Origin of the sequence: Azospirillum sp. A29 (genome assembly GCF_042604625.1) — a bacterium.
Lineage (GTDB): Bacteria > Pseudomonadota > Alphaproteobacteria > Azospirillales > Azospirillaceae > Azospirillum > Azospirillum palustre.
Map to the genome: position 1 here is coordinate 2,003,283 of NZ_CP170466.1, position 21,655 is coordinate 2,024,937.

Sequence of the window (21,655 nt, forward strand, 5' to 3'; positions counted from 1 at the left end):
TGTCCAAAGCGACATCAAGGACGAAGACGGCGCGGAGGAGGTCCGCCGCGCCGTCGTCCGTCCTTAATACGATCCGCTAAGGTACGACTGCAACGGGGCGACTTCAAGGCTGCCGTTCCGGAGTGCGGCAATCGCTTCCACCGCCGCGCGTGCTCCTGCCACCGTCGTATAGTACGGAATGTTGTAGGTCAGCGCGGTGCGACGAAGGCTGAAGCTGTCGGACAGGGCTTGGGCGCCTTCCGTGGTGTTGATGACCAGATGCACGTTGCCGTTGATCATGGCGTCGACGATGTGCGGCTGGCCTTCCACCACCTTGTTGATGGTTTCCGCCGGCACGCCGGCATCGCTCAGCACCTTGGCGGTGCCGGACGTGGCGAGGATGCGGAAGCCCATCTCGTGCAGCTTCTTGGAGATCACCGCCAGCGCCGGCTTGTCGTGGTCCTTGACCGAGACGAAGACGCTGCCCTTGACCGGCAGGGTGACGCCGGCGCCGAGCTGCGCCTTGGCGAAGGCCAGCGCGAAGTTGTGGTCGAGGCCCATGACCTCGCCCGTCGACTTCATCTCCGGACCAAGCACGATGTCGACGCCGGGGAAGCGGGCGAAGGGGAAGACCGCTTCCTTGACCGCGGTGTGCGGCGGGGTCGGGCCGTTCAGCGTGAAGGCGGACAGCTTCTCGCCGGCCATGATGCGGGCCGCGATCTTGGCGATGGCGGTGCCGGTGGCCTTGGCGACGAAAGGCACCGTGCGGCTGGCGCGCGGGTTGACCTCCAGGATGTAGACGGTGCCGGCCTTGACCGCGAACTGCACGTTCATCAGGCCGACCACCTTCAGCGCATGGGCGAGCGCGTCCGACTGGCGGTTGATCTCGGCGATGGTGTCGGCCGGCAGCGTGTAGGGCGGCAGGGCGCAGGCGCTGTCGCCGGAATGGATGCCGGCCTCTTCGATATGCTCCATCACGCCGGCGACATAGACGTCGGTGCCGTCGCAGACGACGTCGACGTCGACCTCGATGGCGTCCTGGAGATAGCTGTCGATCAGCACCGGGTTCTTGCCCGACACCTGCACGGCGGTGCCCATGTAGCGCTGGAGTCCGGCCATGTCGTGGACGATCTCCATCGCCCGGCCGCCCAGCACGTAGGACGGACGGATGACGACCGGGAAGCCGATGCGGCTGGCGACGGCCTCCGCCTCTTCCAGCGAGCGGGCGAGGCCGTTGGCCGGCTGCTTCAGGTTCAGCTCGTGCAGCAGCTTCTGGAAGCGCTCGCGGTCCTCGGCCAGATCGATGGCGTCGGGCGAGGTGCCCAGGATCGGGATGCCGGCAGCCTCCAATGCCGCGGCGAGCTTCAGCGGGGTCTGGCCGCCAAACTGCACGATGCAGCCCAGGACGGTGCCCTTGCGCTGCTCGACCCGCACCAGCTCAACCACGTCCTCGGCCGTCAGCGGCTCGAAATACAGGCGGTCGGCGGTGTCGTAGTCGGTGGAGACGGTCTCCGGGTTGCAGTTGACCATGATGGTCTCGATGCCGGCCTCCTGCAGGGCGTAGACGGCATGGACGCAGCAATAGTCGAACTCGATGCCCTGGCCGATGCGGTTCGGACCGCCGCCGAGGATGACGACCTTGCGCTTGTCGGTCGGGTCCGATTCGCACTCCGCCTCGCCGGTCCCGTCGGTCTCGTAGGTCGAGTACATGTAGGGGGTGGCGGAGGCGAATTCGGCGGCGCAGGTGTCGATGCGCTTGTAGACCGGGGTGACGCCGGCCATGCGGCGGGCGGCGGCGACGGCGGCCTCGGTGGTCTTGGCCAGCTCGGCCAGACGGGCGTCGGAGAAGCCCATCTGCTTCAGCTTGAGCCAGCCGGCCTTGTCGGCCGGCAGCCCGTCGGCGCGGATCGCAGCCTCGCGGTCGGTGATCGCCTTGATCTGCTCGAGGAACCACGGGTCGTATTTGGAGACGGCCTGCACCTCGTCCACGGTGAAGCCGTGGCGGAAGGCCTGGGCGATCACCAGCAGGCGGTCGGGGGTCGGGGTGGCGAGCGCGCCGCGGATGGCGGTGCGGTCAGGGTTCTCGTCCCCGCCGATCTTCACCTCGTTGAAGCCGGTCAGGCCGGTCTCCATCGAGCGCAGGGCCTTCTGCACCGACTCCTGGAAGGTGCGGCCGATGGACATCGCCTCGCCCACCGACTTCATCGAGGTGGTCAGCAGCGGCTCCGAGCCCTTGAACTTCTCGAAGGTGAAGCGCGGCATCTTGGTGACGACATAGTCGATCGTCGGCTCGAAGCTCGCGGGCGTGGTGCCGGTGATGTCGTTGGTCAGCTCGTCCAGCCGGTAGCCGACGGCCAGCTTGGCGGCGATCTTGGCGATGGGGAAGCCGGTGGCCTTCGACGCCAGCGCCGAGGAGCGCGACACGCGCGGGTTCATCTCGATGACGATCAGACGGCCGTTGGCCGGGTTGACCGCGAACTGGACGTTCGAGCCGCCGGTGTCGACGCCGATCTCGCGCAGCACGGCGATCGAGGCGTCGCGCATGATCTGGTATTCTTTGTCGGTCAGCGTCAGCGACGGCGCCACGGTAATCGAGTCGCCGGTGTGGACGCCCATCGGGTCGATGTTCTCGATGGCGCAGACGATGATGCAGTTGTCGGCGCCGTCGCGCACGACCTCCATCTCGTATTCCTTCCAGCCCAGCACCGATTCCTCGATCAGCACCTCGCCGACCGGGCTGGCGCGCAGGCCGCCGCGCACGATGTCCTCGAACTCCGCCCGGTTGTAGGCGATGCCGCCGCCGGTGCCGGCCAGCGTGAAGCTGGGACGGATGATGGCGGGCAGGCCGACCAGTTCCAACGCGTCCATCGCCTCGTCCAGCGTGCGGACCATGCGCGACTTCGGCGACTCCAGGCCCAGCTTGTCCATGGCGTCGCGGAACAGGATGCGGTCCTCGGCCTTGGCGATGACGTCGCGCTTGGCGCCGATCATCTCCACGCCGAGCCGCTCCAGCGTGCCGTCGTCGGACAGCGCCATCGCCGTGTTCAGCGCGGTCTGGCCGCCCATGGTCGGCAGCAGGGCGTCGGGACGCTCCTTCTCCAGGATCTTGGCGACGACCGCCGGGGTGATCGGCTCGATGTAGGTGGCGTCGGCCAGACCGGGGTCGGTCATGATGGTGGCCGGGTTGGAGTTGACGAGGATGACCCGGTAGCCTTCCTCGCGCAGCGCCTTGCACGCCTGAACGCCGGAATAGTCGAACTCGCAAGCCTGTCCGATGACGATCGGACCCGCGCCGATGATGCAGATGGATTTGATGTCGGTGCGTTTGGGCATGGGTCCGCTTCTCTGAAATGTGGTCAGCCGAAAACCCCCCGGCACCGGGGGACCGGAGACGGAGAGCGGGATGGGCATGTCGTGCAAGGCCCCCTTATAGGGGGTTCCGGGCCGGGGGGGAAGGGGTGGCATGGATGTCACCCTCGCATGACTGAATCTCGGGCACGGCACCGCCGCCCCATGCGGGTCTTGAACCGCGGGGGAAAGGGACGCATCAATTCCCCTTCTCCCATTTCGCATACCCATTGGAGATACGCCCCGATGAGCCACGCATTCGCCAAGGACAGCCGCGCCTGCGCCGCCTGCGTCTCGTGGGGCGGCGAGCGCGCACTGTCGGAGGACAACACGCTGGTGCATGTCGCCCGCCACGGGGTGGAGGGGGAATGCCGTACCGCCAGCAGCCAGGACTATCGCCGCATCACCAAGGGCTATCACACCTGCACCGCCTGGGCGCCGCTGCCGATGCTGAAGAAGCATGGCGGCCGGATCGGCCATACGCCGGCGGGGCAGGCGCACACGCTGGTCACCGCCGCGGCCTCGCGGCCCATTCCGCAGCCGGTCTCCCAGCCGGTGCCGGCGGCGGCGGCCTTTGCGTCGGCGCCGGTGGCGACTCCGGTGCTGGACCTGCCGCCGCCCTGCCGGGCCGACGTGATCGATGCGGAGCAGACGCCGCAGGTCCGCATTCTCTACACCCACTGGGTGAGGCTGAGGCGCAAGCGCCGCATGCCGCTGGCAAGCGAGATCGACACCGCCCAGGTGCGGGAAAGCGTGCCGCGCACCGCCCTGATGGAGCCGACCGCCGACGGCAGCGATTTCATCTACAAGTCCTGCGGCCGTGCCCTGCAACGCCGGCTGGCCGAGCGGCCGACGACGCGGCGGGTGAGCGACTGCCACCCGGAGCAGGCGGCGCAGCGCTGGCTGTCCGACCTGCGGGCCTGTCTTGAAAGCGGTGAGCCGCGCTGCCTGCTGGTGCGCGACGACCCGATGCTGCCGGGGGCGAAGTTCGTCGAGTTGCTGCTGCCGCTGGCCGACGTGGAAGGCGGGCCAGCGACGCGCGTGCTGGCCTACCGCCATGTGCCGGGTGGCTGAGGGGGCGGCGATGGGCGACGCGCAAAGCGGAGAAGGACCGAAAGGTGACGGGCCCGGCCCGGAGATCGTCGGCGTCTGGCCGGCAGCGGTGTGGATCGTCGTCGGCGCCGGGCATTACCTGAACGACCCCGACCATTTCGTCGGCTGGAAGGGTGCCCTGTATTTCGTGCTTGGCACCGGGCTGGTGGCGCTGGTCGGCGGCATCGCCAGCCTGTCGGCCCGCCGCACTGTCGCCGGCATCCAGGAGCGCCTGCTGAAGGAGGTCCGCCACCGCCGCGACTGGGCGAGCTGGTGGGTGGCTCTGGGGCTGCGCGGGCTGGTCGGGCTGGGCGAGGCGGTGCTGGTGACGCTGCTGGCGCTGTCGGTGGTGGCGATGCTGGGGTGAGGCATCGTCGGTGGTTTCCCCTGAAACACCGACGGCCCCGCTCCTTTCGGAAGCGGGGCCGTTGCAGCAACCTGATCCTTACTTCTGGCTGGTCTTCATGCTCCAGCCCGGCTCGATCCCCTGCATGTCGGGCAGGTGGTGGGCGATGCCCTTATGACAGTCGATGCAGGTGTTCTGGCCGGTGAACAGATAGGTCTCGTGCATCTTCGCGGCGCGAGGATTCTGCTTGGTGATGTCCATCGAGTCCGCGCTGTGGCAGTTCCGGCATTCCAGCGAGTTGTTCGACTTCAGCCGCGCCCATTCGTGCTCGGCCAGCTCGCGGCGCTTGTCCAGGAACTTCTCGCGGGTGTCAATGGTGCCGAAGATCTTGCCCCAGACCTCCTTCGATGCCTGCATCTTGCGGGCGATCTTGTCGGTCCACTGGTGCGGGACGTGGCAGTCCGGGCAGCTGGCACGCACGCCGGACCGGTTGGTGAAGTGGATGGTCTGCTTCAGCTCCTCATAGGGGTTGTCGCGCATCTCGTGGCAGCTGATACAGAAGGCTTCCTTGTTGGTGGCCTCCAGCGCGGTGTTGAAGCCGCCCCAGAAGACGACGCCGGCGATGAAGCCGCCCAGCGTCAGGAAACCCAGGCTGAAATGGACGCTGGGGCGGGCGAACAGCCGCCACAGGCACAGCACTGCGTCGCGGATTTTCATTTCTGGCCGCCTTGGGCATGGCCCAGGACCGAGTCGAAGTCTTGGAAGCTGTTGGGAACGATCGGCTGGGCGTCGGTCTGCGGCACATGGCACTGGGTGCAGAAGTAGCGCCGCGCCGCCACCGTGCCCAGCGTCTGGCCGTCACGGTCCTGGAAATGGGTGACCGACAGCATCGGCGCCTGCGAGCCAGCCGTGTTGCGGCGGTCGTGGCAGGTCAGGCACTTGTTGATGTTCAGGTCGATCTGATAGTCGCGGATGGCATGCGGGATCAGCGGCGGCTGGTCGGCGTAGTTGCGCACGCGCTTCTGGTCGTCGGTGATGTCGCGGTGGGTCGCCTCGGCCGGGACATCCGTGGTGATCGGATGGTTGGTAGAGGGGACCTTGATCCCCCCCACGGTGCCGGTGGCGTCCGCCATTACAACGGGCTTGTCGGCGGCGACAACACCGGAGGTGACGCCGATGGTCAGGGCCGGGATGCCGGCCAGCAGGGCCAGCGCGGCGATCAGGAAACGGGTCTTCATGATGCCGGCACTCCTCAGGCGTTCACGACGGGCGTGATCTTGACCGCGCATTTCTTGTAGTCGGTCTGCTTGCTGATGGGATCGGTGGCGTCGAGCGTCACCTTGTTGATGAGGACCGTGTGGTCGAAGAAGGGGACGAAGACCAGGCCGCGCGGCGGCTTGTTGCGCCCGCGCGTCTCGACCCGGACCCGAACCTCACCGCGCCGGGAGGTGACGCGCACCTCCTGCCCGCGCCGGACGTTGAGATCCTTGGCGTCGTCAGGGTGCATGAACACCACGGCGTTCGGGAAGGCCTTGCGCAGTTCCGGCACGCGCAGCGTCATAGATCCGCTGTGCCAGTGTTCGATCACGCGGCCGGTGCTGAGCCAGAAGGGATAGTCGGTGTCGGGCGCTTCGGCCGGCGGCTCGTAGGGCAGGGCGAAGACGTTGGCCTTGCCGTCCTTGTTGCCATAGAAGCGCATGCCCTCGCCGGCCTTCACATACGGGTCGGAGCCCTCGCGGTAGCGCCACTTGGTCTCCTTGCCGTCCACCACCGGCCAGCGCAGGCCGCGCTCCTGGTGGTACTGCTCGAAGGGCGCCAGATCATGGCCATGGCCGCGGCCGAAGGAGGCGTATTCCTCGAACAGGCCCTTTTGGACGTAGAAGCCGGCGTCCTTGGCCTCCTGGTTGTTGTAGTTCTGGTCGAGGTCGGATAGCGGGAAGCGGTCGACTTGGCCGTTGCGGAACAGCACCTCGTACAGCGTCTTGCCGCGCAGCTCGGGCTTCTTGTTCAGCAATTCCTCCGGCCACACCTCCTCGATGCGGAAGCGCTTGGAGAACTCCATGATCTGCCACAGGTCGGACCGCGCGCCGTCGGGCGCATCGACCAGCTGGCGCCACAGCTGGGTGCGGCGCTCGGCGTTGCCGTAGCCGCCCTCCTTCTCCACCCACATGGCGGTGGGCAGGATCAGGTCAGCGGCCAGCGCCGTCACGGTGGGGTAGGGATCGGAGACGACGATGAAGTTTTCCGGGTTGCGGTAGCCGGGGAAGGTCTCCTTCGCCGTGTTCGGGGCCGTCTGCATGTTGTTGTTGCACATGACCCAGTAGGCGTTGAGCTTGCCGTCCTTCAGCATGCGGTCCTGCTGGACGGCGTGGTAGCCGACCTTGTCGGGGATGGTCCCCTCCGGCAGCTTCCAGATCTCCTCGGCGTGTTTGCGGTGCTCGGGGTTGGTCACTACCATGTCGGCCGGCAGCCGGTGGGAGAAGGTGCCGACCTCGCGCGCGGTGCCGCAGGCCGACGGCTGGCCGGTCAGCGAGAAGGGGCCGCAGCCGGGCTGGGAGATTTTGCCGGTGAGCAGGTGGATGTTGTAGACGAGGTTGTTGGCCCAGACGCCGCGGACATGCTGGTTGAAGCCCATCGTCCAGAAGGACACGACCTTCACGTTCGGGTCGGCATACAGTTCGGCCAGCGCCTCCAGCCGGTTCTTCGGCACGCCCGACAGCTCGTGCGCCTTGTCCAGCGTGTAGGGTTCGACGAATTTGGCGAACTCGTCGAAGCTGATCGGGTCGGAGTCGTTGGCCTTGTCGGCGTTCTTCGCCTTCTTCTCCAAGGGGTTGTCGGGACGCAGGCCATAGCCGATGTCGTCGCGGCCGCGCTTGAAGTTGCAGTGCTTCTCGACGAACTCCTTGTTCACCCGGCCGGTCTTGATGATGTGGTTGGCGATGTAGTTGAGGATCGCCAGGTCGGAACCGGGGGTGAAGACCAGACCGATGTCGGCGAGGTCGAAGCTTCGGTGCTCGTAGGTCGACAGCACAGCGACCTTGCAGCCTGGGTGGCTGAGGCGGCGGTCGGTAACCCGCGTCCACAGGATGGGGTGCATCTCCGCCATGTTGGAGCCCCACAGCACGAAGGCGTCGGCCTGCTCCATGTCGTCGTAGCAGCCCATCGGCTCGTCCATGCCGAAGGTGCGCATGAAGCCGGCCACCGCCGACGCCATGCAGTGGCGGGCGTTCGGGTCGAGGTTGTTGGAGCGCAGGCCGGCCTTCATCAGCTTGGAGGCGGCATAGCCCTCATAGATGGTCCATTGGCCGGAACCGAACATGCCGACGGCGGTCGGACCCTTCTTCTTCAGGGTCTCCTTCCACTTGGTGGCCATGATGTCGAAGGCGGCGTCCCAGCTGATCGGCTCGAACTCGCCGTCCTTGTCGAACTTCCCGTCTTTCATGCGCAGCAGCGGCTGGTTCAGCCGGTCCTCGCCATACATGATCTTGGACAGGAAATAGCCCTTCACGCAGTTCAGGCCGCGGTTCACCTCGGCCTTCACGTCGCCATGGGTGGCGACGACGCGGCCGTCCTTGACGCCGACCATCACGCCGCAGCCGGTGCCGCAGAAACGGCAGGGGGCCTTCGACCAGGTCAGCTTGGCACCTTCGCCGGTCAGGATGTTGGCGGCGGACGCGGGCAGCGAGATTCCGGCCGCCGCGGCGGCGGCAGCGGCGGCTTGCGCCTTCAGGTAATCGCGGCGGGACAGAAACATGAGGAGGACTCCAGGTTCGGAGGAAATTCGGTCGGGAAAAGGCGGAAACGGCGCGCCTGGATGACGATCCGGGGGAGGGGCGTCAGGCTGCGTCGATCGCGTCCGCGGGTTCGTAGTGGTGGTAGACCATGGTGGTGGTATGAACGCCGGGAATGGCGTTCAGCAGGGCGATGCGGTCGACGACCTCGGCCGCGCTGGCGGTGACCAGCGTCACCACCGCCTTGCCGTTCTCCGCGGCACACCACTCCAGCCCGGCGACGGAGGCCGCCGCCTCGCGCACCGCGTCGGTGCGGTCGGGGCTGTGCTGGATGACGAGGCTGGAGATGTGGACTTCGGGGGCGCGGGGCATGTCGGTCCTGGCGGAGCGCTGGGCTCAGTGGGTGAGGAGCTGGTACATCCAGATCGAGAAGCCGTAGGCGGAGACGGTGCCGACGGCGATCACCGGCCAGACCAGCACTGCCAGCGACAGGAACATCAGCCCTTCGGCCCGGCGGGTCGGGGCCGGTGCGGAGTCGGTCGCCTTCCGGTCGGACGGATGGGACAGGACGGGGGAGGTGATGGACCTCATGGCGGCACTCTCGGTCGGAGCGGGAACAGGTCGAACCGGTCCCGGTGCCAACCCTCACGGCTGGTCCTTAGGTACTGGTTCTCGGCCCTTAGTATCGATACTTTCTGGTGGATGGGAATTGACTCAGGTCAACTGTGGCCATTTGCGGCCTGTGACGGAATGGCGCCTTCCGCCGCGCGGGCGCCACCGGCCGGGCTGCGCTAGACTGCGGTGGAGGTCTTCATCGGAAGCCTAGATCGGGAATGGAATGGGCCATGGATTTGCTGCGCTCCTACTGGTCGCCGGCCGAGTTGGCGACCAACGGGTTGATCCTGCTTCATCTTTTGGGAGCCTTGGCGGTCGGGCTGCTGCTGGGGTACGAGCGCAGCTATCACGGGCGGGCAGCCGGGATGCGGACCTACGGGCTGGTCTGCCTGGCCTCGGCCGCGCTGACGGTGGTCAACGCCTACCCCTACATGTGGTATGGCGGCATTGGGACGCAGGGGGCGCCGCACGCGGCTGCCCTGACCGGCGATCCGACGCGGGTGATCCAGGGCATCGTCACCGGCATCGGCTTTCTCGGCGCCGGGGTCATCATGCGCGAGGGGCTGTCGATCCGCGGCCTGTCCACCGCCGCATCGATCTGGGCGACCTCGGCCATCGGCATCGTCATCGGGCTCGGCTTCTATGCGGTCGCCATCGCCGCGGCGTTGTTGACCATCCTGGTGATGAGCCTGCTGCGGCCGGTCGAACGGCTGTTGCCCCACCAGTCGGTGGTCCACCTGACGCTGGTCTTCCCGCGCGACAAGGCTCCGCCGCCGGAGGAATTGCGGGCGCAGGCCAAGAAACATGGGTTCGAAGTGGTCGACTGGGCCTTCCACCTCGCCAACGGCAGCGGCCAGTTCGAATGCCAGTTGGTGCTTCAGGGGAGAGGCGACCCCGATCCGATGGCGCTCGTCAGCGCCCTTGCCTCCACCGACACGGTGGTGGAGTTCAAGCTGTCCCCTTCGCGCATCTGACGACGGCCGGGAAACAGAAGAGTTAGAAGGACGAGATGCATACAAGCTTAATCTTTTCCTAAAACTTTATCTTTATCGATAGCCCGCGATGATGAAGGACGCGAACAACGGCAGGGAATGGCGGGGCTGGAATCGCCGCCCTTTGGCCCGGCAGAACGGCCCTTGCAGACGCAATGCCGGTTCCCCGACCTCATCCGCTCCTTGTCGTCGGATGGCAGGGCCGATCGCCCTGCTGACGGCGTTTCTTCTGTGGTTTTCCGGCACAGCCGCCGCCACGGTCTCCGGCGTGGAGCCGCTTCGGCTGGGGCCAGCCACCGCCAGCGCCACCCTGGCCGGCCATTTCGCCCGGCTGGTCGATCCCGACCGCAAGCTCGACTTCGCCGCCATCCTGAAGGCCGACGCCGATGGGCAAATGGAACCGCGTGAGGATTTCCGCGGTGTCGGCCAGACCCGCGACATCCATTGGTACCGCTTCGACCTGATGCGCGAACCCGGTGCGCCGGCAGACTGGTTTCTGGAGATGGGCGAAGCCTATATCGACCATCTCGATCTCTTCATTCCGAAGCCAGGCGGAGCCGCGGGCCGGCCGCAGGATCCTGCCGCCTACCGGCTGGTCCGGCTGGGAGACTTCGTTCCCTTCAGCCAGCGGCCGATGAAGACCCGGCTGCACAGCCTGCCGCTGACCCTTCCGGAGGGAAAGCCGGTCTCGCTTTACCTGCGCGTCGATTCGGTCAGCGCCATCCGCCTGTCGGCACGGGTGTGGTCTCCCCCCGCCTATGTCAGCCACCAGACCAAGGATCTGCTGTTCCAGGGGTTTTTCCTGGGGGTGCTGGGCATCCTGATCCTGGGTTATGTCGCGCTGGGCCTGCTTCTGCGTGACGGGGCGCTGCTGTCCTACACCGCCTATGTCGCCACGGTCTTCTGCTATTACCTGTTCGCCAACGGTATCGGCGCAGCCCTGCTGCCGGATCTGCCGGGATGGCTCATGAACATGCTGGTGGGCAGCAGCGGGTTCCTCGGCTTTGCCACGGCACTGATCATGTGGGTTTATATCCTCGATCTGCGGACCCGGGCGCCGAAGCTGGCCCGTTGCTATCAGGGGCTGGCGCTGCTGGTGCTGCTGGCATTGCCGACGACGGTTTCACCGCTCTACGCCCTGACCAACCCGGTGGTGACCCTGTCGGCGCTGGTCGTGGTGGTGATCGCGCTGGTGCTGACCGCACGCATGGCCTGGCTGAACCCGAGCGATCTCAGCCCGCGCTTCTATCTGGCCAGCACCCTGGTGTCGCTGACCGGGCTGATCATGGCGCAGTTGATCCTGCGGGGCGCGCTGCCTGCCGATTTCTTCATCGCCGATCCCTATCAGGTCGCCTCGATGGTGGCGGTGCTGGTGCTGGGCACCGGTCTGGCCCTGCGCATCGGCAGGCTTCAGGCGGAGCGGCTGCGCGCCCGGGAGGAATCGGCTTTCGCCACCAAGCGGGCGGAGGAGCAGCGCAGCTTCGTCGCGATGCTGTCGCACGAATTCCGTACCCCGCTGGCCTCCATCGACAGCGCGGCACAGATGATCGAACTGTCGGGCGCGGTGGAGTCGCCCTCGGCGCTGACCCGCCTGCAACGCATCCGCAGCACCACCCACAAGATGGCGGAGCTGGTGGATCTTTTCCTGTCCTCCGATGCGCTCGACCAGGGGGCGCTGGCGCTGAAGCCGGAACCGGTGGCGCTGGGCCAGTTGATGGACGAGGTGCTGGGCGGCCTGACGGGGACGGCAGCGGAGGAGCGGCTGGAGCTGTCGATCGACGCTCCCGACCGCCCGATGCTGGTCGATGCACCCTTCCTGGGGGTGGCCATCGGCAATCTGGTGCAGAACGCGCTGCGCTACTCGCCGGCGGACACGGCCGTCCGGGTGAGCGCCTTCGATGACGGAGGCGGCATCGTCATCCGCGTCGCCGACCGAGGCCTCGGCATGACCCCGGAGGAGGTGGAGCGAATCGGCTCGATCTATTTCCGCGCCTCGTCGTCGCGCGGAACCAAGGGGTCGGGGCTGGGGCTCTACATGACGCAGAAGATCGTCGCCGCCCATGGCGGAACGCTGTCGGTGCAGAGCGAGCACAATGAGGGCTCGGTCTTCACCATCACGCTGCCGGCCGTCGAGAGGCTCGCCACGCAGTAGGGATGCCGGGTCAGTACAGGGTTTTCGGGATGCGCTCGGCCAGCGACCGGTCATAGGCGTCGCCCCCTTCGCGCCCGGCGCTGGCCTCCGCCAGCAAGGCTCCCGCCGACGGCAGGCTGCGGCGCTCGATCTGCACCGCCGGGTCCCACAGGCGGGATCGCAGAAGGGCGCGGGCGCACTGGAAGAACACCACCTCGATGGTGACGACCAGCACCGACTTCGGCGGCTTGCCGTCGACGGCGAAGCTCTCGCACAAGGCCGGGTCGGTGTCGATCACGGCGCGGCCGTTGACCCGCAGAGTCTCGTTCAGTCCCGGCACCAGGAAGAGCAGGCCGACCCGCGGATCGGCCAGGATGTTGCGCAGGCTGTCGATGCGGTTGTTGCCGCGGCGGTCGGGGATCAGCAGGGTACGGTCGTCCGCCACCCGGACGAAGCCGGCTTCGTCGCCGCGCGGCGAGGCATCCAGCCCATCCGGCCCGCTGGTGGCGAGAACGAAGAAGGGCGACGCCTCGATCAGCGCGCGGTAGCCGGGGGTCAGCGCCGGCACTTCCTTGGCGATGGAGGGGCCGGCCGGCTCGCCATAGAGGGCTTCCAGAGCCGCGAGGTCGGCGACGGGGCGGCTCATTTCGTCTCCAGCAGGAAATAGACGAAGTCGATCGACGGCGCGTCCAGCCCGAACTGGCTCAACAGCGTGTGGGCCTGCCCGCGATGGTGGGTCTGGTGGTTGAAGATATGGGTGACGACCTGGACGAAGGGCAGCTCATGTGGCGTGCCGGCCATGCTGCGGTAGGAGAGGGCCGACTCGAACCGCTCCGCCGGGGTGGCTGCCAGGACGCGCAGGAGCCGCTCGTCCTCCGCCTCGCGGGCGGTGCGCAGGCCGGCGAAGTCGTCATGGAGGATTTCATCGAGCGACGACGGGTTCGGCCCCTCTCCCTCGATCCGCTCCAGCCACACCCGGTCGGCGACCAGGATATGGTTCAGCGTGCCGCGGACAGAGCCGAAGAAGGCGCCGCGGTCCTCGCGGAACTGAGCGTCGGAAAGCTGCGCCGCGATCTGGTAAAGGCGGCGGTTGGCCCAGCGGTTGTAGCGGGCGAGGCTTTCGAAATGGGGCTTCGGGTCCATGGGAACCTCTTGCTTCCTCTTTTCCCGCATCGGGCGCCGGCCTCCCCTCCCCGGAGGGAGAGGAGCTTGCGTGGAGGGTCGATCACACGCCGGCGCGCTTTGCCGACAGGCCGGCGTGGGACAGCAGGACTTCGCGCTTGCCCTGGTGGTTGGCGGGACCGACGACGCGCTCGGTCTCCATCCGCTCCACCAGACGGGCGGCGCGGTTGTAGCCGATCTGCAGCTGGCGCTGGATGAAGCTGACCGACACCTTGCCCTCGCGGACCACGAGGTTGACGGCCTGCATGTAGAGGTCGTCGCCGGTCGCAACCGAACCGCCGTCCTCATCTTCCACCGCGGCGGCTTCCTCCTCCTCCTCGGTGATGGCGGTGACGTAGTTGGGAGCGCCCTGGGCCTTCACATACTGGACGATCTCCTCGACCTCCGAATCGGAGACGAAGGGACCGTGGACGCGGGTGATGCGGCCGCCGCCCTGCATGTACAGCATGTCGCCCTGGCCCAGCAGCTGCTCGGCCCCGGCTTCGCCGAGGATGGTGCGGCTGTCGATCTTGCTGGTGACCTGGAAGCTGATGCGGGTCGGGAAATTGGCCTTGATGGTACCGGTGATGACGTCGACCGACGGACGCTGCGTCGCCATGATCAGGTGGATGCCGGCGGCGCGCGCCATCTGGGCCAGACGCTGGATCGCCGCCTCGATCTCCTTGCCGGCCACCAGCATCAGGTCGGCCATCTCGTCGACGATCACGACGATGTAGGGCAGCGGCGTCGGTTCCTGCGGCGTCAGGTCGAAGACGTTCTCCGGCTCGCCCGGCGCCGGGGCGCGGCGCGGCATCTTCTCGCCATTGGCGATCATCTCGGCCATGCGGGCGTTGTAGCCCTCGATGTTGCGCACGCCCAGCTTGGACATTGCCTCGTAGCGGCTTTCCATCTCGCGCACGGCCCAGCGCAGGGCGACCACCGCCTTCTTGGGATCGGTCACGACCGGTGTCAGCAGGTGCGGGATGCCGTCATAGACCGACAGCTCCAGCATCTTTGGATCGACCATGATGAAGCGGCAACGCTCCGGCGGCAGCCGGTAGAGCAGCGACAGGATCATGGTGTTGATCGCCACCGACTTGCCCGAACCGGTGGTGCCGGCGACCAGCAGATGCGGCATGCGGGCAAGGTCGGCCACCACCGGTTCGCCGCTGATGTCCTTGCCGAGCGCGATGGCGAGCTGGGCCGTGGTGTTGCGGAAGGCGTCGTGGTCGAAGCTTTCGCGCAGGTAGACCATCTCGCGCACCGGGTTCGGCAGCTCGACGCCGATGACGCTGCGGCCGGGGACGATGGCGATGCGGGCGGTGACCACGCTCATCGAGCGGGCGATATCGTCGGTCAGGTTGATGACGGTGGCCGACTTGGTGCCGGGCGCCGGCTCGAACTCGTAGAGGGTGACGACCGGGCCGGGGCGGACATCCATGATCTCGCCGCGGACGCGGAAGTTCTTCAGGACGGTTTCCAGCATCCGCGCATTGCGGGCCAGCACCGACTCGTCATGCTGCTGCACCGGGCGCGGCGGCGGGGTCTGCAGCAGCGAGACGGTGGGCAGCGAATAGACGGCGGGATAGTCCGTCGGCGCGGCCGGAGCGGCGGGCGCGCAGGGCACCACCGGGGCTGCGGCGGGGCCGGGGATGGCGGTTGCCGTTTCCGCCGCCGGGGCGGCTTCGCATGGGGCTGCGGGGGCCTCGGCCTCAGCCGGGTCGCGCGCCTCATAGGCCCATTCGACGCCCGACAGGAAGGCGAAGCCGGCGACCACCGCCAGCGCCTCGTCCGACAGGTTGGTGGAATAGACGGTCCCGGCGCGCGGCGTGCCGGGCAGAACCTCGACATCCCACATCACGCGGCCGTCGGGGCGCGGGTTGGGGACGAGATTGAACGGGCGGCCGTTCAGCGCGCACCACAGATTGAACTCGTCGGCGGTCACCACGCCCGCCTGGGTCGGCGGGGCGGCGAGATGCGGCATACGCGGGCTCATGCCGAGGCTCCGGGCTTCTGAACGGTGAGGGGGACGGGACCGGAGGAGGAGCCGCCCGGCCCCAGGGACTGCAGGGGAGGACGTGCCGCCAGCTCGCGCGGCGTCATCTCGTAGGCGGCGACCAGCAGCTTGTCGATGCTGACCCCGTCGCTCGACATCGGCAGCACCAGCCGTTCGAAGCTGCGGGTGCGCCCGCCGAAGACCGCGGTGTGGACACGGGCGACAGGCAGCCGTTCGCGGCGCACCGTCTCATATTCCGGCTGAAGCAATGCCCGCTGTTCCGGCGGCAGGTCGTCCAGCGTGGCGCCCAGGCGCGACTGGCCGAAGGCGGTGGCCAGCGCCTTGCCGTAATAGGAATAGACGAAGGTGCCGGCTTCCTCCCCGATCACCTCGAAGACGGCGATGTTGTCCTTCCACGGCCGCAGGTCGGCCGGGGCGATGCTGCTGGGGACCGGCGGCCGGCCGGCGACGGATTTGGTGAGCCAGAATTCGAGCAGGCCGCTGAGATACGGCGTCGCCAGCTCGGTTCTTTCCTTGGTCATGACAATCGCAGCTGGACGGGCGGCGCTCCCGCGGGATGATGCCGCCGGAGCTTTCAAGAGCCGCCCGAACCATACCCGCAAGGGCCGGTGTGGCGCAACCGCAAGGGCTAAGCCCGGCAGGGGCGCCGCAATCCGGATGTCACCGGCCCTTCGTCACGCGGCACAGGTGACGCCGGTGCCGCCCAAGCCGCAGTAGCCGTTGGGATTCTTGGCGAGATACTGCTGGTGGTAGCCTTCCGCGAAGTAGAAGGGCGGAGCCTCGCGGATCTCGGTGGTGATCGGGCCGTAGCCGGCCTGGGCCAGCCGCTCCTGATAGGCCGCCAGCGTCGCTTCCGCCGCCGCCTGCTGGGCGGGGCTGTGGGTGTAGACGGCCGACCGGTACTGGGTGCCGACATCGTTGCCCTGGCGCATGCCCTGGGTCGGATCGTGCGACTCCCAGAAGACGCGCAGCAGATCCTCCGCCTTCACCATCGCCGGGTCGTAGACGACGCGCACTGCCTCGGTATGGCCGGTGCGGCCGGAGCAGACCTCTTCATAGGTCGGGTTCGGGGTATGGCCGCCCTGATAGCCGACGGCGGTCACCCAGACGCCGGGAACCTGCCAGAATTTGCGCTCCGCCCCCCAGAAGCAGCCGAGTCCGAGGTCGATGACCTCCAGCCCCGGCGGATAGGGGCCGGTCAGGCGATGACCGTTGACATGGTGCTGTTCGGGAACCGGAACGGGTTGGCTGCGGCCGGGCAGCGCCTCCTCCGGCGTCGGCAGCGTCGCCGGCTTGCGCAGAAAATGCCCCAGCATGGTCGGGTCTCCCATCATGACGATCCGTTGGAGGGACCTCTTATGTCGTGTGGCGGCCGGGCTGCGGCAAGATGGCGCGAGGGAGGCTGCGGCGGGAGTCGGGCGTGCCGGTGAACCTTCGGGCTGCTTCGCGCGTTTGAGCTTGTGACCCGCTGGGAACTTTAAAAAGGAGAGCAATCATGGCCAGCACCACCGACGAGCGCCTGATCCAATCCCTGATCGACCATGGCCGCCGCAACGGCAACCGGCTGAGCGCCGAGGCGCTGGGCGGCATCCTGCCTGTCGACACGATGACGCCGGAGGAAACCGCTGCGGTGATCGAGCGGGTCGAGGCGGCCGGGGTCGAGGTCGAACTGGACGATTCCCGCCTGATGCAGGGCCGGCCCAATCCGGCGCTGGCCCGGCAGACCGGCGACTATCATCGTGGCGACGGCGTCGTCGACATGGCGAACCCGGCCGCCCCGGCGGTGTCGGCCCCCGGTGCGGTGCCGTCGCGCCACGGCTGGGCCGACGACATCGCGAACGGCCATGCCGGCGGCCATCATGCCGCCGTTCCTAGCTGGACGCGCAACGGCGTCGAGCTGCTGCCGCTGGCGTCCGTCGCCCTGGTGGCGGTGGTGCTGATCGCGGCGCTCGGCTGAAGGCAGCCCTTACCCGGCGGCCAGCGCGTGGATGAGGATAGCGGCGGTGGCGGCGACGTTCAGCGACTGGACGCGGCCGCTGCCGGGGATGGTCAGCACCGCCTCGCAGGCCGCCAGCGTGGCCGGCGGAATGCCGTCCTCCTCGTTGCCCAGCACGACCGCCGGCGGCTTCGCTCCCTGCTTGCCGCGCCATCCCGTCAGCGCGCCGGCATCGACCGTCGGCCGGGTCTGGTCCAGCGCCGTCCCGAACACCCGGTGGCTGGCGCGCAGCCGTTTCAGCACGGCCGGCAAGGCGGGGGCGCGCTCCAGCGCCACCCATTCGAACCCGCCCTCTGCCACGCGATAGGCGGCCTCGGATGGCAATGCCTGGCCTGGATGGTCGGAGATCAGGACGCGGGGCAGGCCGAAGAAGGCGGCGGTGCGCAGGATGGCGCCCAGATTGTGCGGGTTGCCGACGCCGTCCAGGATCAGCAGCGGCTCCGTTGCCCGGCGCGCGGCCTCGGTGTCGAACAGCGGCAGAGTCCGCGGTGCCATCAGCGCCACCACGCCGCCGTGCAGAACCGTGCCGGCGACTTTCGCCAGCTCCTCCGCCTCCACCATGCGGTAGGGCTTGCGGGCCGCCGCCATCGCCTTGCAGAAGGCGCCGACCGCCGGTTTCAGCCGCTCGTCGAAGAACAGGCGCTCCACCCGCTCCGGCTCATGGGTGAACAGCGCGGAGACGGCGGCCAGCCCGGCCACGCGGAACAGCTTGCGCGATTCGGTGGGCTCCGGGGCTGACGGTGCGGCCGAGATGGCGGGGGCGGCGGTCCGGGAACGGGCGCGGCTGGGATGGGGCGGGCGCCCGCGCGGAGGCATGGAGGTCCTGTCTGTCTGGAAAGAGGCGGCCTGGAAAGAATTGGCGGCTTACAGCAGCTTCACCACCAGGAAGCCGCCGATCAGCGCCACCGCGAACACGCTGGTGACGAGCGTCAGCCGCTTTTCGATGAAGGCACGGATCGGCGGACCGAAGAAATACAGCAGAGCCGCGACCAGATAGAAGCGGATCGACCGCGAGATGATCGAGGCGCCGATGAACACCCACAGCGGCAGATGCGCCACGCCGGCCGTGATGGTCAGCAGCTTGTAGGGGATCGGCGTCATGCCCTTGATGATCAGGATTTCCGCCCCGTACTCGACGAAGGTGTGGCGCAGCTGCTCGAACTTGTCGGTCAGGTGATAGAACTCGATCACCCAGCGGCCGATCGTCTCGTACAGGAAATAGCCGATCATGTAGCCGGCGATGCCGCCGACCACCGAGGCCAGCGTACAGATCGTCGCCAGCTTCCACGCCGCCTTGCGGTTGGCGATGACCATCGGCACCAGCAGCAGGTCCGGCGGCAGCGGGAAGAAGGAGCTTTCGGCAAAGGACACCCCGGCCAGCCAGGCGGTCGAATCCTTCGACGCGGCCTTGGCCATGGTCCAGTCGTAAAGACGCTTCAGCATGAATTGGGCCGTCCTTCGTCGCTGCCGTTGCGGTGCACGAGGCCTCTTTTAGGCGCGACGGTGCCGGTGCGCCAGTGCCCAATTCGACCGCCTCCGGACAGGGAGAACCCGTCCGGAGGCGTTAGCCCGTTCCAGTGAAGCCAGTTCAGGCGGCGGCAGCGCCGGAGGGCAGCACATTGGCATTCGCGGCCGGCACCGCTGCCGGAGCCTCGTCCTTGCGCAGTGCGCCGCGCAGGCGCAGCAGGTTGGCGGCGGCACAGAAGGCGTCCGACGCCATGGCGAAGGGCGACATCACCAGCGCGTTGTGGCTGACCCAGAAACCGCCGGCCACCAGCAGGAGAATGCGCATGCGCACCGCGTCCGACTGCCAGCGCGCTAGCGTGGAGAAGGTGATGCCCAGGCTGGACAGCGCCGAGGGCAGGCCGGACCAGGTGAACAGCGCGATTGCGGCGACGCCCGGCACCGTCGCCGCGAAGATCGCGGTTTGCCAGCGGCTGCGTCCTTCCGGCAGCGCCGCCAGCGCCTGCGCCACCACCAGCAGGCAAAGCGCCGCGGCGGTGTGCGCGCCCAGCAGCACATAGTGGGTAATGAACATCAGGTTGGTGGCGGCCTGCCCGGCCAGCAGGGCACGGCGCTTTTTCATCAGCGGCCACAGGCACGAACCGGCGAAAGCGGCGGCACCGAAGGCGTCGGCGGCCGTAACGGGCAGGGGGAGGGACAGCATGGCGGGGGGATCGGCTCGGGCAAAGGCACGGCGGTGCGGCGCCGCGGCTGCGGCCCGTCCGGATGCCGGATGAGGTCGGGAAAAACGGGTTGTTGCCGTACGGTCACGCTGGCGCCGAGCTGCAACAGAGCCATATGTACGGTGCCTCGTCCCGCCGCACCATCGGGCTTCCGGTTGCCCAGGGCTGCATGGCGCGCATGGAAGAAAAACGGACGGTGCGCCGCCAAATCGCCATGTCGGGCGAACGGCTGGATCAGGCGGCCATGCGCAATGGCTGTGGCGGTTCGACCATGTATTTCCGGCGCATCTTCATGAACGGTTGTTCGATGGCGAAATAAGTCAGGGTGGAAAGGGCGATCGATGCCGGCAGGACCACGGCCGTGCAGACCAGCAGCGCATTGATGTGCGGATTCGGCACCAGCTTAAGGATGTCTCCGTACTTTCCGATCTGGGTGATGACGATGAAGTTGGTCAGATAGACGGAATAGGAGATCGAGCCGATATAGGCCGTCATCCGCGACAGGGCAGGGGAACCGGAAATGCGGACGGACAGATAGGTCACAATGACGAACGCCCAGCCAGCCGCCTCGACGGTGGGCCAGACCGTCTTCCAGGTGGCGATCACCGGATAACCTCCGGCCCGATGGAAAACCGTAATCATGGTCAGCATCAATAGGACTGCGGGCAGGAAGGCCCGCCCGAGCCACAAGGCGCCCTTTGGAGTATCGTTGCAGCGGCGCAGCGCTACGGCCGCGATCATGCCGATCAGGAACTGGTCGATGCGTCCGACGATCGTCCAATAGGCGATTGAGCGGGAATTCGCACCGAACTGATCGGCGATGAGCCGATAGACAAATGCGCACAGGATCATCAACGCCAGTTGCCGGCATCCCTGCCGGTTCAGGATCGAGAGCAGGAAGGGGAAGATCAGATAGAACTGGAACTCGACGGCGACTGTCCAGAACAGGCTGGTGGCTACCCCGTAGGTCGCCTTGTTCCCAGCATTCAGGAATGGAACCGCCATCTCGAGAATTTTGGCCGGGTCGACGGCATCCGGCGTCATGGCGATGCCGACAAGGAGAAGCCAGGCATAAAGAGGATAGATTCGCAGCAGACGGTTCCGCAGGAAGCCGAAATAAGCGACTTCACGTCCGTTCGCCCCCCATGTGAAGATGAAGCCGGATAAAACCATGAAGAGCGCGACGCCGGTGTGTCCTTCCACCACCATCGCCAGTAATGGATTTTTCGTGTAGACCCAACCTTCGATCAGGTTTCCACTCGCCGATTGGGGTAGAATCTGAAAAGAATGGTAGTATAAAACGATAAGGGCCGCAAATGCACGGAGATGGTCAAGCCGTGGAAGATATGCGATGTTGACGGATTTTTCCATTATTCTTCTTTTCAGAATTCTGCTTTGGTTTCAAAATTTTCTATAACGGATTGTGTGATTTTTTCTCGAGAAATTTTTTCATCCATGAGGCCGCTACCCTTTGCGCCGATGGTCACCTGAAGCGGGCGGCGGCTTATGTCGTGCCATTGGTATTCGAGTCTGCAGCCTGTCCCTCGTTCTCAATCTCCGTCTCTTTCAGCACCTCGTCCAGCCAGCGCAGATGCGGCTCGGCGGCCTTGCGCGCCTCCTCCTGGGTCTGGCGATAGCGGGCGACCACCTCCTGACCCAGCGGGGTCAGGCCGGCGCCGCCGCCCTCACGCCCGCCGACGCTGGTGCGGATCACCGGCTCGCGGAAGGCGGTGTTCATCGTCTCCACCAGGAACCAGGCGCGGCGGAAGGTCATGTCCAGCGAACGCGCGGCGGCGGAGATCGAGCCGGTGCGGTCGATGGCCTCCAGCAGGGCGATCTTGCCGGGGCCGATGGCGCCCGACGGGTGCAGGAAACGGACACGAAGGTCGGCAGGCATGGTGTTCCGATGCAAATCCGAAAGAGAGGGGAACAACCATGTGGAGGCCGGCCCACCGGTTCAAGCGACAAGTCGGGCAATAGGGGGAACCACCGATGGGATGCGCAATCGGCCGCACCCCTCCAGTTGCTTCCCGGCATAGCGTCCCAGGGCGGCTCCCCGCT

21 protein-coding genes are annotated in these 21,655 nt (G+C 67.1%); 5 read left to right on the forward strand and 16 right to left on the reverse strand.

Annotation, left to right across the window (positions count from 1 at the left end):
- Positions 1-63 precede the first annotated feature (63 nt).
- On the reverse strand, positions 64-3,312 hold the full coding sequence (gene carB / locus ABNQ38_RS24550) for a carbamoyl-phosphate synthase large subunit (protein WP_377808458.1): 3,249 nt from the start codon (positions 3,310-3,312) through the stop codon (positions 64-66).
- Between the two features lie 261 nt (positions 3,313-3,573).
- On the opposite strand from carB, the gene ABNQ38_RS24555 reads away from it, so the two are divergent.
- Positions 3,574-4,401 (forward strand): hypothetical protein, encoded by an 828-nt coding sequence (locus ABNQ38_RS24555; protein WP_377808460.1) that lies wholly within the window; start codon positions 3,574-3,576, stop codon positions 4,399-4,401.
- Positions 4,402-4,411: 10 nt separating this feature from the next.
- Complete coding sequence (locus ABNQ38_RS24560; RefSeq protein WP_377808462.1) at positions 4,412-4,786, forward strand: hypothetical protein; 375 nt, start codon at positions 4,412-4,414, stop codon at positions 4,784-4,786.
- Between the two features lie 78 nt (positions 4,787-4,864).
- On the opposite strand, the gene ABNQ38_RS24565 is transcribed toward ABNQ38_RS24560, so the two are convergent.
- The 5 genes from ABNQ38_RS24565 to ABNQ38_RS24585 all read right to left on the reverse strand — a co-directional run bounded on the left by ABNQ38_RS24565 (position 4,865) and on the right by ABNQ38_RS24585 (position 9,087).
- Entirely contained in the window at positions 4,865-5,482 is a 618-nt protein-coding gene (locus ABNQ38_RS24565; protein WP_098738922.1) for a cytochrome c3 family protein, read from the reverse strand.
- Entirely contained in the window at positions 5,479-6,003 is a 525-nt protein-coding gene (locus tag ABNQ38_RS24570; protein ID WP_199235386.1) for a nitrate reductase cytochrome c-type subunit, read from the reverse strand. Before ABNQ38_RS24570 ends, ABNQ38_RS24565 begins: the two co-directional genes overlap by 4 nt.
- A gap of 14 nt (positions 6,004-6,017) precedes the next feature.
- The gene (gene napA, locus ABNQ38_RS24575; protein WP_377808464.1) at positions 6,018-8,519 is read right to left on the reverse strand and encodes a nitrate reductase catalytic subunit NapA; all 2,502 of its coding nucleotides are present in this window, start codon (positions 8,517-8,519) and stop codon (positions 6,018-6,020) included.
- Between the two features lie 82 nt (positions 8,520-8,601).
- Positions 8,602-8,868: a chaperone NapD gene (locus ABNQ38_RS24580; RefSeq protein WP_098738925.1), complete on the reverse strand. Its 267-nt coding sequence runs from the start codon at positions 8,866-8,868 to the stop codon at positions 8,602-8,604.
- 24 nt (positions 8,869-8,892) lie between these two features.
- Complete coding sequence (locus ABNQ38_RS24585; protein WP_377808465.1) at positions 8,893-9,087, reverse strand: periplasmic nitrate reductase, NapE protein; 195 nt, start codon at positions 9,085-9,087, stop codon at positions 8,893-8,895.
- Between the two features lie 254 nt (positions 9,088-9,341).
- Here ABNQ38_RS24585 and ABNQ38_RS24590 point away from each other — a divergent pair, with 254 nt between their 5' ends.
- Entirely contained in the window at positions 9,342-10,085 is a 744-nt protein-coding gene (locus ABNQ38_RS24590) for an MgtC/SapB family protein (RefSeq protein ID WP_377808466.1), read from the forward strand.
- Between the two features lie 211 nt (positions 10,086-10,296).
- Positions 10,297-12,255, forward strand: a complete 1,959-nt coding sequence (locus ABNQ38_RS24595; protein ID WP_377808467.1) for a 7TM-DISM domain-containing protein — start codon at positions 10,297-10,299, stop codon at positions 12,253-12,255.
- A 10-nt stretch (positions 12,256-12,265) separates the two neighbouring features.
- Here the strand turns inward: ABNQ38_RS24595 and ABNQ38_RS24600 are convergent, their stop codons facing one another.
- The 5 genes from ABNQ38_RS24600 to msrA all read right to left on the reverse strand — a co-directional run bounded on the left by ABNQ38_RS24600 (position 12,266) and on the right by msrA (position 16,728).
- Positions 12,266-12,880: a pyridoxamine 5'-phosphate oxidase family protein gene (locus ABNQ38_RS24600; protein ID WP_377808468.1), complete on the reverse strand. Its 615-nt coding sequence runs from the start codon at positions 12,878-12,880 to the stop codon at positions 12,266-12,268.
- Entirely contained in the window at positions 12,877-13,377 is a 501-nt protein-coding gene (locus ABNQ38_RS24605) for a DinB family protein (protein ID WP_377808470.1), read from the reverse strand. The genes ABNQ38_RS24600 and ABNQ38_RS24605 overlap by 4 nt, the downstream gene beginning before the upstream one ends.
- An 82-nt stretch (positions 13,378-13,459) precedes the next feature.
- Positions 13,460-15,391, reverse strand: coding sequence for a DNA translocase FtsK (locus tag ABNQ38_RS24610; RefSeq protein WP_377808471.1), 1,932 nt, complete (start codon positions 15,389-15,391; stop codon positions 13,460-13,462).
- On the reverse strand, positions 15,388-15,933 hold the full coding sequence (locus ABNQ38_RS24615) for a PAS domain-containing protein (protein ID WP_109050413.1): 546 nt from the start codon (positions 15,931-15,933) through the stop codon (positions 15,388-15,390). The genes ABNQ38_RS24610 and ABNQ38_RS24615 overlap by 4 nt, the downstream gene beginning before the upstream one ends.
- A 153-nt stretch (positions 15,934-16,086) precedes the next feature.
- Positions 16,087-16,728, reverse strand: coding sequence for a peptide-methionine (S)-S-oxide reductase MsrA (gene msrA, locus ABNQ38_RS24620; RefSeq protein ID WP_109448555.1), 642 nt, complete (start codon positions 16,726-16,728; stop codon positions 16,087-16,089).
- Positions 16,729-16,907: 179 nt separating this feature from the next.
- Between msrA and ABNQ38_RS24625 the strand changes: the two genes are divergently transcribed.
- A complete protein-coding gene (locus ABNQ38_RS24625) occupies positions 16,908-17,369 on the forward strand; it encodes a hypothetical protein (protein WP_377808473.1) in 462 nt (153 codons plus the stop codon).
- Positions 17,370-17,378: 9 nt separating this feature from the next.
- On the opposite strand, the gene ABNQ38_RS24630 is transcribed toward ABNQ38_RS24625, so the two are convergent.
- From ABNQ38_RS24630 to ABNQ38_RS24650, 5 genes are all read right to left on the reverse strand, one after another.
- Positions 17,379-18,224: a TrmH family RNA methyltransferase gene (locus ABNQ38_RS24630; RefSeq protein WP_377808474.1), complete on the reverse strand. Its 846-nt coding sequence runs from the start codon at positions 18,222-18,224 to the stop codon at positions 17,379-17,381.
- 48 nt (positions 18,225-18,272) lie between these two features.
- Complete coding sequence (locus ABNQ38_RS24635; protein ID WP_085090362.1) at positions 18,273-18,851, reverse strand: YqaA family protein; 579 nt, start codon at positions 18,849-18,851, stop codon at positions 18,273-18,275.
- Between the two features lie 145 nt (positions 18,852-18,996).
- Positions 18,997-19,575, reverse strand: coding sequence for a YgjV family protein (locus ABNQ38_RS24640; protein ID WP_377808475.1), 579 nt, complete (start codon positions 19,573-19,575; stop codon positions 18,997-18,999).
- A 253-nt stretch (positions 19,576-19,828) separates the two neighbouring features.
- Positions 19,829-20,965, reverse strand: a complete 1,137-nt coding sequence (locus tag ABNQ38_RS24645; RefSeq protein WP_377808477.1) for an acyltransferase family protein — start codon at positions 20,963-20,965, stop codon at positions 19,829-19,831.
- Between the two features lie 133 nt (positions 20,966-21,098).
- A complete protein-coding gene (locus tag ABNQ38_RS24650; RefSeq protein WP_377808479.1) occupies positions 21,099-21,491 on the reverse strand; it encodes a winged helix-turn-helix domain-containing protein in 393 nt (130 codons plus the stop codon).
- Positions 21,492-21,655 lie beyond the last annotated feature (164 nt).